Genomic DNA, 13,221 nt, shown 5'->3' on the forward strand with positions numbered 1-13,221 from the left:
GGCTGGTCGCACAGAGAGGAAGGATTGCCGCGCTGCGCTCGCAACGACAGGCGCTCCCTTGCGCCACCGGGCAATTCCCTAGCGGTCGGCGTCGCTGGCGCCGCTGGGGCTGATGTTGCCGTTGGCAAATTCTTCGGTGAAGACGCGGTAGCGGTCCAGAATGGAGCGCACGGAGCGCTTGAGCACGATTTCGCCCATGGGGCCTTCGGGTACGGTCACGCCCGAGGCGTAGCCGTTCCACACGGCGCGGTTGGTTTTCACGTCGATGAGGGTGACGAGCAGCGTGCCTTCGGCCAGCAGCAGGCGCACGGGCTGGTAGCCCTGGCGGTCCTCCTTGGGCGTTTCGTCGGTTTCCTCGATGTTGCGCTTAATCCACTGGCTGAGGTCTTCCTGCTGGAAGCCGTGGAAGTTCATGTCGCCCTCGTACACCCGGAAGTTCACCAGCATGTCGGGGCGGCGGCGGGCCAGCTTGTAGCCCTGGGCCATGAAGCGCTGCTGGATGGCCTCGCGCAGCGACTGCCCCAGGCGGCTGCTGTCGGAGGTGAGGCCGGTGCCGCTCACAAAATCGTAGGTGCGGTAGCGCCGGAAATTGCCGCGGTAGCTGTAGTCGGAATCTACCCGCGCTTCGCGGGTGGTCATGCAGCCGGATAAGGCCAATGCGACGAGGATAACAAGCGTAATGGTGGGTTTCATGCGAAGGACGTACGGCTGGTTAAAGTGATTACCAATGTACGAAACCTAAGGCACTTAGCGTTGGCCGCCGGCCCGAAAAATTCTGCGGTTTGTAATTTTTCGGGCCTATTCGCGGCTCTAGCGGTAGCCAGCCGCCTGCAAGGCAAACAACTCCGCGTAACGCCCGCCCTTGGCCAGCAGCTCTTCGTGCGAGCCGATTTCCACGAACTGGCCGTTTTCAATCACCAAAATGCGGTCGGCCATGCGGACGGTGCTGAAGCGGTGGCTGATGAGCACGGCGGTTTTGCCCTGGGTCAGCTCCTTGAAGCGCTGGAAGACTTCAAATTCGGCGCGGGCGTCTAGCGCCGCCGTGGGCTCGTCGAGGATGAGGAGCTGGGCGTCGCGCATGTAGGCGCGGCCGAGGGCGATTTTCTGCCACTCGCCGCCGCTCAGGTCCACGCCGCCGTTGAAGCGGCGGCCAATCATCTGGTTGTAGCCGCCGGGCAGCTTGGCGATGACGGTATCGGCGAGGCTTTGGTGGGCGGCGGTTTCGATGCGGGGCTGGTTGTGACGCTCCTCGATGCGGCCGACGGCGAGGTTTTGGCCGGCGGGGAGCTGGAAGCGCACGAAATCCTGGAAGATGACGCCGATTTCCTGGCGCAGCTCGGCGGGGTCGTACTCGCGCAGGTCGTGGCCATCGAGGAGGATGCGGCCTTCGGTGGGGTCGTAGAGGCGGGCCAGGAGCTTGACGAGGGTGGTTTTGCCGGCGCCGTTTTCGCCCACGAGGGCCAGCTTTTCGCCGGCTTGCAGGGTGAAGCTCAGGTTGCGAATGGCCCATTTTGTACCATTCTTGTACTGGAAGCCGACGTTTTCAAACTGAAAACCCTGCTGAATAGGCCGGGGGAAGGGAATGGGCCGTTCGCCGGTGAGCTCCTGGCGCACGATGCGCGGCCGGAGCGCAAAGAAGTCGAAGAAATCCTGCAGATACAAGGCGCCGTCGGCCACGGAGCTGAAGCGGCTGAGGATGCCTTCGAGCAGGGCGCGCAGGCGGGCGAAGGAGCCGGCCAGGAAGGTGAGCTGGCCGAGCGAGATGCTGCCGGCCGCGGTGCGGGCGATGATGTAGACGTAGGCGCCGTAGTAGCCGGCGGCGCCGATGGCGGCGAAGAGCGTGCCCCAGCCGGCGCGGCGCAGCACGAGGGATTTGTTTTGGCGGTAGAAGTCGTCGGAGAGGGTGCGGAAGCGGCCGATGAGGAAATCGGAGAGGCCGAAAATCTTGACTTCCTTGGCGGTTTCGTCGGAGGCGCCGGTTTGGCGGAGGTAGTCGAGCTCGCGGCGCTCGGGCGTCCAGGAGTGCGAGAGGGAGTAGCTGCGCTCGTTGAAGTGCGACTCGCCGAGGAAGGCGGGCACCACGGCCAGCAGCAGCAGCCCCAGCAGCCAGGGCTGGAAGGCCACGAGGCCGCCGGCGAGGAGCACGAGGGTGATGAAATCCTGGCCCTGGCTGAGAACCTGGCTCATGAGCACGGTGCGGGAGAGGGTTTGGCGGCGGGCGCGCTCGAGCTTGTCGTAGAAGGTGCTGTCTTCGAACTGGTCGAGGTCGAGGCGGGCGGCGTGCTCCATGAGGCGGATGGAGGACTGGTTGGCGAAGAGGTCGCCGAGCAGCGAATCGAGCAGGGCCACGCCGCGGCCCAGGGCATCGGCGAGCAGCACGAGGCCGAACTCGAGGCCCACGAGGGTGAGCACGGGCGTGAGCTGGCGGGCGGCCGCGGGCAGCTTGGTGAGGGCCACCACGTCGTCGATAATCAGGCGGCCGACGTAGAGCGTGGCCAGCGGCAGAAACGCGCGCAGCAGGCGCAGCACGAGGTTGGCGGAGGCCAGCGCGGGGCTGGTGGCCCAGATGAGTTTCAGGAAGGCGGGCAGGTGGCGCAGGGCCGATACCCGCTCGCGCACGCTCACGGCGGGCTTTTCGGGGCCGCGCCCGGCGTTGGGGTTCTTGGCGGAGATGGATTTCAGGAAGTCAAACATGGCCCGGGCGTGGGCAAGGTTGGGGCCGGGTTTGGGGGGCGGCCGTTTTGGCAGGGGGTGGGGCTACTCGGATGCTCGGAATTAAGCACTAACTAGCAGCTGAATCCGTCGTTTTGCTGAACGATTCCGATAATTAACCTTATCAACTATGCTGCGCAACTGGTTTCGTCCTCGCTTGTGGTGGGTGTTAGTCTTGCCCTTGGGGTTTTATTTGACACACGGACGGTACGTCTTTGACAAGCTGGACGAACAGTACAAGGTTATTAGCTTGGAAGTGTACGACAAGTTTCCCTTGCAATACGAGTTCAAGGAGTACTTCATACTCGGTGGGTATTACTCGCCAAACACTTACCACGTCTGGCAATTCGTGGCCAACGCTTGTTTGGTCATCGGATGCTTAGCGCTGGGAAAGGCATTGCTGTTCACCAGACCTACGCACACACAAGCATAGGCTCGGTTTTCTAAAGGCACCCAACCGCCCGCCGCAGCCCCGACAGCTTCTAGGAAACCCAGCTACGCCCCAACGTTTCCCAGCAGCCCCCGCCCCGCCAGCGGCGGGGGCTGCTGGCGGTGCCGGCCGGGGCCGCTTACACGCCACGCGGCCCCTCCTACACGCCACGGACGTGCTCCTACGCATCTCGGGCGCGCTCCTACATGCCACGGGCTTGCTCCTACACGCCACGGGGCTGCTCCTACACGTCTCGCGCCTCCTCCTACACGTCTCGGGCATGCTCCTACACGCCAAGCGGCTGCTCCTACACGCCACGGGCTTGCTCCTACACGCCACGTGGCCGCTCTTACATGCCAGGCTCCGGCCCCAACAAATTTTTGGCGGCTAAAACCCCGTCCACGGCGAACAGGAGCGGATAGCGGGGAAGACAAGGGGCACAACGTCGGGAATACCTACCTACTACGGGGGAGAATTGGTAGCTTACTGCCTCATCATTCCCAACCCAACTACCCTTTTTATGGATGCCCAAGACACCTCCATCCTCGACAGCGGCCAGCGCGTGGGCCTGGTCGCCGCCGATTATCCCAAAGAGCTGGCGGACTTCCTGCCCCTGCAAGCCGCCAACACCGACCGCGCCGAGCTGGTGACCGCCATCGAGGCCCAGCAGCAAACCCAGGACACCCGCACCACGTCCGCGACGACCGACAAGGACGACGCCCGCGAAAAAATGGCGCAGGCCACGGCCACGCTCTCGGCCAAGGCGGTGGGCTACGCGCTGGCCACCGGGCAGCTGGGGCTGAAGCAGGCCTTCACCCTCTCCTACGCCGACGTGCGCTACGGCGAGGCCACCGAGGACGTGAACCACGTGCGCGACCTGGTGAAGGCCGTGGCGGCCCTGCCCGCCCAGGTGCGCCAAGACTACCGCCTGACCGATGCCGTGATTCAGGCCCCGGCCGACGCGGCGAAGCTGTTCGAAGACGCCGCCGACGACCAGACCGACGCCAAAGCCGCCCCGCGCCTGGCCACGCTGGCGCTGCCGGAGCTGCTGCGCCGCCTCAGCGCCGCCCTGCGCCTGATGGAGACGCTGCTCAAGGGCCAGCGCACCGATGCGGACCCGGCGTTTCAGTGGCCGGCCTTTTATGCGGCCTTCAAGGAGGCCAACAAGCGGCGGGGCCTGCCCGCCCGCAAGGCCAAAAAGGCAACCCTGCCGAAACTCGACGGGGCGGTATAGGGGCAGCCAGCGCGGCGGTGCGGCGGCTTGGCACGACCACGAAAAAGGCCCTCACCTGACGGTGAGGGCCTTTTTTATGGATGGTGGGTTTGGTTCCCCGCTGGCGCGCGTCTCCGACGCGTGCCGGACTGGGCGTCGGAGACGCGCGCCAGCGGGATTTGACGGCCGGGCGTAAGGGGGCTACTCGGATGCTCGGAATTAAGCACTAACTAGCAGCCTGAACCACCGTTTTACACAATTGAAGTATGGAATCCAACATTCAAGTAGGCGACTTCTTAGAATTTGACGGCCTATTGTGCATCGTCGTGGCGCTTGCTGGCCGCTACGGAGACGAGGATATTCCAGAAGAACATATTGCCGTGTGGTTTGGCGGCAACGACCCAGCAGGAAAGCCCGTCGAAGAAGAGCGATTCAAACCGGCGATTTGGACCATTCCGCAAGAATATTTCAAAAAAACGCCAAGGCCAGAAGTGCTGCATTAGTCCGCTTTTTGTTTCGAGAGAGCGTTTGGCTTCCGCCCGTTTTCTTGTATATCTATTAATCTGCTGCACACATGGCGTTATACCTCTCCCGATTGGAATTAAAGGCCCGGGTTCACGCCGGCAAGGAAGTCGAACAATGGCTGGGCCATGCCGACGAAGGCGAGTACACGGTGATAAAGTGGCTCTACATCGCTCCAGCGGAGGGGCACCAATACAGCGTCACTTATCTAGAATCGTTCGATGAAGGCGATGCAGAGTGGCAACTCGTGCCTGAGTTTTCTCTGTTGGACCCTGATGCTGACGAAAGTGCTGTCTTTGATTCGGTCGAAGAAGCCGTAGCGTATGCTGTTCAGACATATGGTGCTTTGCCCGACCGATTCATCCCGGGAGGAATGTTAGCCGAGGAATATGCTCGATACTGGCAAAGCAAAAACGCCTCTGCTAAGTAACCGCTCGATTTCCCAAGCCGCCGCAGCCCCGACAGCTTCTCAGAAACCCAGCTACGCCCCAACGTTTCCCCAGCAGCCCCAGCCCCGCCAGCGGCGGGGGCTGCTGGCGGTTCTGGCGGGCGGCGGGAACCAATACACTACCGGCGACCTTAGTCAGCCGCTGTATCTTTGTTTGAGCCCCGCAAACCCCTTCAACCGCATTTCGCCATGGGCCCTATCACCTGCCTCTCGCAGCTCGACCCCAACGGCGTGTATACCTACGCCGATTACCTAACGTGGCAGCTTGACGAGCATGTGGAGCTGATAAAGGGCAAGGTGCTGCGGCCAATGGCCGGGGCCAGCCGCCGACACCAGCAATTATCGCGGCGCTTGGAATACGTTATTGAAGGCCATTTGCGGCGCAGCCCGTGCGAGATGTACCACGCCCCGTTCGACGTGCGCCTCACGCGCAACGTGGGCGCGGGCGATGCGCAGGTGCAAACCGTGGTGCAGCCCGACATCCTAGTAGTGTGCGACCCCGCCAAGCTGGACGAACGCGGCTGCGTGGGGGCCCCGGACTGGATTATCGAAATCGTGTCGCCCGGCAACCTCAAGCACGACACCAAAACGAAGTTCGACCTCTACGAGGAAAACGGGGTGCGCGAGTACTGGGTGGTGTTTCCCGGCGAGCACACCGTGCTGGCCTACGTGCTGGACGCGCACGGCCGCTACGAGGTGGCCGGCGAGTACGCCGCGCCCGGCCCCATGCCCGTCACGGTGCTGCCCGGGCTGGCCGTGGAGTGGAGCGAGGTGTTTGACGCGGCGGTGTAAAAAGCTCGGCCCGCAGGATTAACGACAGAAGCCCCCGCCCCGCCAGCGGCTGGGGCTTCTTCACGTCACAGCCCACCGGAAACCTCGGTCGCGCCGCGCTACGAGTTGCATGGCTCATGCCCGCTCCGCTACCAACCGGTACAGGTCCTGGGCATTTTCAAAAGCGGCGCCCATGGTATTGTTGAAGTAGGCATACACGTCTTTCCCCTCCTGGAGGTAGTCGTGTATCTGCTCGGCCTGGTCGTGCAGAAAGTCGTGCTCGTAGGACTCGCGGTAGTTTCCCTTGGGGCCGTGGAAGCGCATATACACAAAGTCGGCCCCTTCGTTGAGTTGGGCGTTTCGGGCGGGGCCTTTGTCGTGCAGCACGAGGCTGGCGCCGTGGTGGTCCAGCATCTCCAACGCATCATCGACATACCAGCTGGGGTGGCGAAACTCCACCGCTTTGCGCCACTCGTGGGCGGGGTCGGCCGCGGCAAGGGCAGCCAATAGGACATTGACGGCCTTTAGCTGGCGAATGGTGTTGCTGGGCGGGAATTGAATGAGCAGGCAGCCCTTTTTGGGGCCCAACTCCCGGGCGGCATCCAGAAAGCGGGCAATGCCGGAGAGGTCCTCGGCCAGCGCCTTGGTGTGCGTGATATCGCGCCACAGCTTGATGGTAAAGTCAAACGCAGGGCCGGTTTCCGCGGCCCAGGCGGCAAACGTTTTGGGCTGGGGGATGCGGTAGAAGGTGCTGTTAATCTCCACCGAGTTGAACAGGGTGGCGTAGTAGGTGAGGCGGCTCGTCGCCTGGTAGGCCTCCGGAAAGGTGGCCTTGGGGCCGGGCACGACGATGCCGCTGGTGCCAGTGCGCAGGGTGCCAAGGTGGGCCGGCATGGGAAGGGGTTATGCGGGAGTTTCGGGGTATAACGGGCCGCGCTGCCTCGGCGTTTTATCCCAGGCGCCTCTTCACAGGGGCCCAACGTATCAGTTGCCGCCTCGGCCGCGGCAGGCGTTTGACCCGGCTACAACGACGCCTGCAAATAGGGCCACGCGAAATAGAGCGCCGCGCCTTGCAGCAGCGTTAGCGCCAGGGTAACGCTCCAGAAAGCGGCTTTGCGGTTTTTGTGGTGCAGCAGGAAGATGGCGGCCCACGCGCCGGGGGCGGCGCCCGGCAGCGTGGCGAAGTGCAGCGTTTTTTCGGCAATGCGCCGCTGGCCCCGTTGGGCCTTGCCTTTGTCCAGGGCGAAGAGCAGGAAACACAGGAGGTTGAGAAACAAGAGGAAACTCAGGAGGAAGGTCATGGATTGGGGTTACGGCCGGAGTGCTCACGGCACGGGTCCGAACTGCTTGGACGGGCGTAAGAATGGGGGCGGGAAATGGGATGCCAGCGGTGAGGCAGCCGCAGATGGCACCGGCGGGGCTGCAAGTTAGGGCGTTGCGCCAAGCGCAAGGGCGGGGTATCTGCCGGCGGCTGCAGCTCTGTAAGGGCCAGGGCTGCTGCGTGTCACGGCCCGCGGGCAGTTCCGGCCTTCGCCAAAATGTTGCACAGCACCACCCGGATTTTGTGGAACGAAAATTTTATTCCGGTTAAGCCCGACCGTAGGGAACAGCTTGGTACAATTATGTGAGCAGAACGCGGCATCCTGCTACCGCAGGGCGTTTTATTTCACGCTTTTTGCCCAGCTTTTATGCCATGTGCCCTCCCCTCTCGTGCTGCCACCAGCGGCTAACGCAGCCGCTGCCCACGCAACTATATTACCTCACGCGCCTGCTGCTGACCCACGCCGAAACCGACGAATTGCTGCCCGACCAGCACGCCCTGGTGCAGCAGCGCCTGGAGCAGCTCTGGCACCGGGTGCAGCACGCGGTGCAGTGCCGCTGCCGCGTGTCGATGGCCCGGGCCATTGAGCTCACCGAATGCTTGGTGGCGTGCCTGCTGCGCGAGGAATGCTGCCGCCGCTCGCTGCGCCGAGCGGTGTCGTTGCGCGAGGCATTGGGGCCGGTGCTGGACTAGGGCCGGCGCTGGGGCTGGCAACGCAGTGGTGCGCCCCGCCGCCGGCCCTAGTCCAGCACCGGCTGCGCCAAGGCGAATGCGGCATCCTGTAAGCAGAGCCGACGGGCAAACAAGGCCTACAAATGGCCACAAAGGGCTTTTTTGATATGGGCAGGAATCTATATTTGCCCTGGCATGGCCATTGGGTTAGGTCATATTTCGTTAGCCAACGCGCTTGTTTCTGTCTATGAAATCAGTTTTTACGCTTCTTCCTTTGCTCACCCTTGGCCTGCCCCTGGCTGTTCGCGCTCAGAACGTGGGCATTGGCGTGGCAGTGCCGCAAGCCACGCTGCACGTGGGCGGCGCCGCCAGCACCCTGCGCGTCGACGGGCTGGGCGGTACCGGCACCCGCGTGCTCACCACCGATGCGTCCGGGGTACTGGGCTCGCAGGCACAGCCCACGCTGGGCCTGAGCAGCCAAACCCTGACGCTGACCAGCGGCACCAGCACCAGCAGCGTGACGCTGCCGCCCGGGCCCACAGGGCCACAAGGGCCGCAGGGACCACAAGGCCCCACAGGGGCCACGGGTGCCACGGGTGCAACCGGCCCCCAAGGACCCAGCGGGGCCTTGGGCCGCTACGGCGATGGTAGCGCGGGTGCTCTCACCGTCTCGTCTGGCCAAACCCTCGACCTTTCTGCATCCTTTAGCAGCCTTCCCAGTGGCGCCAACTTGCAGTTCACCACCCTCACCGTTTTGGGCAGTTTGATAGTGCCCAGCGGAACGGTACTGCGCTGCACCGGCAACGCGACTATTTCGGGCACCATCAGCGTGGTAGCCGGAGCAGTGGGCGGGCTGGCGGTGGCCGCGGGCGTGGCGCTCGGGCCACCCAGCGGGCTGGCGGGCGGCACCGGTATTAGCGCGCTCACGGCGGCGGGATTGCCCGTTGCCGGCAGCCTGGGAGGCGGCGCGGGGCTGCGCAGCGTGGCCAGCGGCAACTCGGGGGGCAACGGCGGCGGCCGGTTTGCACTGCTGTGCGGCGGCAACCTGAACGTGGCCAGCACTGGCTTTATTCAGGCCAATGGCACTTCCGCTGTCAACCTCAACACCGCGGGCCAAAGCATACCCGGCGCGGGCGGGGGCGCGGGCGGCGTGGTGGTGCTGGCCACCAAAGGCACCCTGACGTTGCAAGGAACCGTTCAGGCCAACGGCGGCAACGGCGCCAGTGCCTTCGACGGCAACGGCGGCAACGGAGAAGGCGGCGGGGGCGGCGGCGGGGGCGGCATCGTTCGGCTGCTGGCCAGCTCCTCGCCCAGCGTAACGGGCACCGTCCAGGTGGTCGGCGGGTCGGCGGGGGCGGCGGCGGGCTCCACTACCGTGGTCGTGACCGGGGGCGGCGGCGGTGCCTGCGGCGGCAATGGCGGCGCGCCGGGCACTAGCGGTGTATCGGCGGGCGCCGGGTCGGCCGGGTATTTGATTCAAACGGTAGCGCCGGCCCCCGAAAACCTGCTCGAATAAGCAATGCCCGGGTGCATACAGGCACAAGCCCCGGCCGATGGTCGGGGCTTTTTGGTGCAGTAGCTGAGAGGCCGACAGGTGAGTGTCGTGGCCCATGACGGTGCAGGAAGGTGCTGGGAAACAGGCCGCGTAGGTTAGCCGCGTCAACTTTTCCCATCCCTCGCACTATGGTTCACCGTTACCTCCTAGCCCTGCTGCTGGCCCTGAGCTTTGGCCCGGCATTTTCCGCAAAATACTACGTGGCCCCCACGGGCAACGACACGAACAGCGGCACCATTCTCCAGCCCTTTCTGAGCATTCAGCGGGCTCAGGTGGCCGTGGCGCCCGGCGACACGGTGTGGGTGCGCGGCGGCACGTACCTGATGCAGAGCTCGCAGATAGCGAACTACGTGAGTCCGTATGCCTACGTGACGCAGCTGAGCAAGAGCGGCTCGGCCGCGGCGGGCCGCATCAACTACTGGGCCTACCCCGGCGAGCGGCCCGTGTTCAACTACGCCAACATCGACCCCAACGTGGGCGTCAGCAACGCCAACGTCACCTTTGCGGCACCCTACCGCATCAGCGCGTTTGAGATAACGGGCTCCTACATCCACCTGCGGGGGCTGGAAGTGGTGGGCGTGCGGGTGCCGCTGGTGCCCACCAACACCAACACGCAGTCCATCTGCTTCTCGCAGAGCGGGGCGGGCGGCAACAACATTTACGAGCGCCTGAGCATGCACGACGGGCAGGCCATCGGCTTCTACCTGACGCGGGGCGGCAACACCCTCGTGCTCAACTGCGATGCCTACCGCAACAACGACAACGTGAACACCTCGAACTCCACCGGCGCCGCCAACGGCGGCAACGTGGACGGCTTCGGCTCGCACCCCAATAATGCCAACTACTCGGGCATCGTGTTTCGCGGCTGCCGTGCCTGGCAAAACAGCGACGACGGCTACGACTGCATCTCGGCCTTCGCCGCTACCACGTTTGAAAACTGCTGGGCCTTCTACAACGGCTACACCCAGAACTTCGTGAGCCGCGGCGACGGCAACGGCTTCAAGGCGGGCGGCTATGGCACCTCCACCTCGTTTCCGGCCGTGGTGCCCAATAATACCGTGCAGCTGTGCCTCTCGGTGCGCAACAAGTCGAACGGCTTTTACTCGAACCACCACCAAGCGGGCAGCTACTGGTACAACAACACGGCCTACCACAACGCCACCAACTACAACATGGTGAACCGCAAGGACAAAACCGCCAGCGGCTACCTGGTGGACGTGCCCGGCTACGGCCACGTGCTGCGCAACAACATCAGCTACCGGGGCCGCTCGGCCAACAATCCCGACACCATCAGCATTAGCCGCTCGGCCAGCACCTTCGACCACAACGCCCTCGGGGCGGGCGTGACGGCGGCCGACTTCCTCAGCCTCGACACCACCCAGCTGCGGGCGCCGCGCCAGGCCGACGGCGCCCTGCCCGTCCTCAGCACCCTGCGGCTGGCGCCGGGCAGCGGCCTCGTCGATGCCGGCGTGAGCGTGGGCCTGCCCTACCTCGGCGCGGCCCCCGACCTGGGCGCCTTCGAGGCCGCCGCCCTCAGCACCTGGACGGGCGCGGTGAGCACCGACTGGTTTGACGCCGCCAACTGGACCGCCGGTGTACCCACGGCCACGGCCGATGCCCTCGTTCCCGTGGCGCCGCGTTACCCGCTCATTGGCGCGGGCGCGGCCACGGCCAAAAACCTGACCCTCGCCGCGGGGGCGGCACTCGGCCAGACCGGGGGCACGCTCAGCCTCACCGGCGACCTGACCAACAACGGCACCTTCACGGCCACCGCGGGCACGCTGGCCACCAGCGGCACGGCCAACCAGCTACTCGGCGGCGCCAGCGCCGGCGCATACCGGAGCCTCACCGTGGGGGCGGGCGGGGCCACCCTGGGCACGGCGGCCAGCATTCAGGGCGTGCTCACGCTGGTGGGCAACCTCAGCACCAACGGCAAAACGCTCACGCTGCTCTCGGCCGTGAGCGGCGGCGTGGCCGCCGACGCGCTGGTGGTGAACAGCGGCGGCGCGGTGCTGGGCGCGGCCACGGTGCAGCGCGCCATCGACCCCGGCCAGAACGCCGGCGCCGGCTACCGCCATTTCAGCTCGCCGGTGCAAAGCACCACCGTGGCCGACCTGGCCACCGCGGCCTTCGCGCCCGTGGTGAACCCGGCCTACAACACGGCCGCGGCCCCCGCCAGCGTGACGTCTTTCCCGACGGTATTCGGCTACGACGACAGCCGCCTGGCGCTGACCAACACTATGAGCGACTTCGACAAAGGTTTTTTCTCGCCCGCCGCCCTCAGCGACCCGCTGGCCGTGGGCCGGGGCTACGCCGTGAACATCGGCGCCTCGCAGCTGGTCGACTTCGTGGGCACCCTCACCAACGGCGACCTGCCCCTGGCCCTGACCAGCGCCCGCGCCCGCTACGCCGATGGCGGCTGGCAGCTGCTCGGCAACCCCTACCCGGCCCCGCTCGACTACTCGCTGGTGGCCCCGGCCGACCGCGCCGGGCTGGAAAGCGCCGTGTACGTGTACGGCAGCACGGCCCAGTACGCGGGCCAGTACCGCAGCTACGTGAACGGCGTAGGCAACCCGGTGCTGCCCGTGGGACAGGCCTTCTTCGCCCGCGTGGCCGCCGGCCAAAGCACGGCCAGCCTGACGTTCCGCAACGGCCAGCGCCTGACTGCTCCTAGTGGCACCACCTTCCAGCGCGGCGCGGCCGAAACCCGGCCGCTGGTGCAGCTCAGCCTGCAGGGCGTGGCCAGCCCGCTCACCGATGAGGCCACGGTGTATTTCGAGGCGGGTGCCACCAGCGGCTTCGATGCCGCCTACGACGCCGCCAAGCTGCCCAACCCCTCGGGCCTGAACCTCGCCACGGCCCTCGCCGGCACCCCGCGGCTCAGCATCGACGGCCAACCCGCGCTGGGCACCGGCCCGCGCGTGCTGCCGCTGGCCGTGGCCGTGCCCGCGGCGGGCGCCTACACCCTCACCGTCAGCCAGCTGCTGAACCTGCCCAACGTGCCCGTGTACCTGCGCGACCTGCAGCTCGGCACCCTCACCGACCTGCACCAGCAGCCCGCCTACCGCTTCACGGCGGCCACTGCCGGGGCCCTCAGCCCCGCCCGCTTCGAGCTGGTGCTGGGGGCACAGCAGGCGCTGGGCACTGCTCCCGCCGCATTGGCCGGCCAGGTAGCCCTCTACCCCAACCCCGCCCGCACCCAGGCCGTGGTGGAACTGCCCCTGGACCTGAGCCGTCAGCCCGTGGCCGCCGCCCTGGTCGACGCCCTGGGCCGGGTGGTGCGCCAGCAGGCGTTGCCGGCCGGCCAGGCCTCGCACGCGCTGCTGCTCATGGGCCTTGCCCCGGGCGTGTATGCCCTGCACCTGCGCACCGAGGCCGGCACGGTGGTGAAAATGTTGGTGGTGGAATAAGCAGGTTGCATTAAGATAAAACCCCGCAGCCGGCCTGGCTGCGGGGTTTTATTTTGCCCCACAGGCTGCCGGGCACGACTTCAACCCCCAAAGCTGACCCGCCCCAAAAAGCAAAGCCCCGGCTGCTGAGTGCAACCGGGGCTCACAATCATCTACCCAGCAAAAAG

11 protein-coding genes are annotated in these 13,221 nt (G+C 65.5%); 7 read left to right on the forward strand and 4 right to left on the reverse strand.

All coding sequences use genetic code 11. The features are described 5' to 3' along the window. Positions 1–78: 78 nt before the first annotated feature. On the reverse strand, positions 79–693 hold the full coding sequence (locus JAO73_RS04910; protein WP_198976036.1) for a DUF4136 domain-containing protein: 615 nt from the start codon (positions 691–693) through the stop codon (positions 79–81). Positions 694–810: 117 nt separating this feature from the next. Continuing rightward, positions 811–2,694 (reverse strand): ABC transporter ATP-binding protein, encoded by a 1,884-nt coding sequence (locus tag JAO73_RS04915; protein WP_198976037.1) that lies wholly within the window; start codon positions 2,692–2,694, stop codon positions 811–813. A 968-nt stretch (positions 2,695–3,662) separates the two neighbouring features. On the opposite strand from JAO73_RS04915, the gene JAO73_RS04920 reads away from it, so the two are divergent. The 4 genes from JAO73_RS04920 (at position 3,663) to JAO73_RS04935 (ending at position 6,117) form a co-directional block, all read left to right on the forward strand. Continuing rightward, on the forward strand, positions 3,663–4,376 hold the full coding sequence (locus JAO73_RS04920; protein WP_198976038.1) for a hypothetical protein: 714 nt from the start codon (positions 3,663–3,665) through the stop codon (positions 4,374–4,376). Between the two features lie 245 nt (positions 4,377–4,621). Then, positions 4,622–4,858, forward strand: coding sequence for a hypothetical protein (locus tag JAO73_RS04925; RefSeq protein WP_198976039.1), 237 nt, complete (start codon positions 4,622–4,624; stop codon positions 4,856–4,858). A 71-nt stretch (positions 4,859–4,929) separates the two neighbouring features. Beyond that, entirely contained in the window at positions 4,930–5,307 is a 378-nt protein-coding gene (locus JAO73_RS04930) for a hypothetical protein (protein ID WP_198976040.1), read from the forward strand. Between the two features lie 207 nt (positions 5,308–5,514). Then, on the forward strand, positions 5,515–6,117 hold the full coding sequence (locus JAO73_RS04935; protein WP_198976041.1) for a Uma2 family endonuclease: 603 nt from the start codon (positions 5,515–5,517) through the stop codon (positions 6,115–6,117). A gap of 114 nt (positions 6,118–6,231) precedes the next feature. Here JAO73_RS04935 and JAO73_RS04940 read toward each other — a convergent pair whose 3' ends face one another. Both JAO73_RS04940 and JAO73_RS04945 read right to left on the reverse strand, forming a co-directional pair. Continuing rightward, a complete protein-coding gene (locus JAO73_RS04940; RefSeq protein WP_198976042.1) occupies positions 6,232–6,990 on the reverse strand; it encodes a DUF72 domain-containing protein in 759 nt (252 codons plus the stop codon). A gap of 128 nt (positions 6,991–7,118) precedes the next feature. Continuing rightward, positions 7,119–7,397, reverse strand: a complete 279-nt coding sequence (locus tag JAO73_RS04945) for a DUF1294 domain-containing protein (protein WP_198976043.1) — start codon at positions 7,395–7,397, stop codon at positions 7,119–7,121. Positions 7,398–7,789: 392 nt separating this feature from the next. Between JAO73_RS04945 and JAO73_RS04950 the strand changes: the two genes are divergently transcribed. The 3 genes from JAO73_RS04950 (at position 7,790) to JAO73_RS04960 (ending at position 13,054) form a co-directional block, all read left to right on the forward strand. Next, positions 7,790–8,110 carry a hypothetical protein gene (locus tag JAO73_RS04950; RefSeq protein WP_198976044.1) on the forward strand — a complete coding sequence of 107 codons (321 nt, stop codon included), beginning with the start codon at positions 7,790–7,792 and terminating at the stop codon, positions 8,108–8,110. A gap of 226 nt (positions 8,111–8,336) precedes the next feature. After that, positions 8,337–9,605 carry a hypothetical protein gene (locus tag JAO73_RS04955; protein WP_198976045.1) on the forward strand — a complete coding sequence of 423 codons (1,269 nt, stop codon included), beginning with the start codon at positions 8,337–8,339 and terminating at the stop codon, positions 9,603–9,605. Between the two features lie 167 nt (positions 9,606–9,772). Next, positions 9,773–13,054 carry a right-handed parallel beta-helix repeat-containing protein gene (locus JAO73_RS04960; protein ID WP_198976046.1) on the forward strand — a complete coding sequence of 1,094 codons (3,282 nt, stop codon included), beginning with the start codon at positions 9,773–9,775 and terminating at the stop codon, positions 13,052–13,054. Positions 13,055–13,221 lie beyond the last annotated feature (167 nt).

It is taken from the genome of Hymenobacter miniatus, assembly GCF_016427455.1.
Taxonomy (GTDB): Bacteria; Bacteroidota; Bacteroidia; order Cytophagales; family Hymenobacteraceae; genus Hymenobacter; species Hymenobacter armeniacus.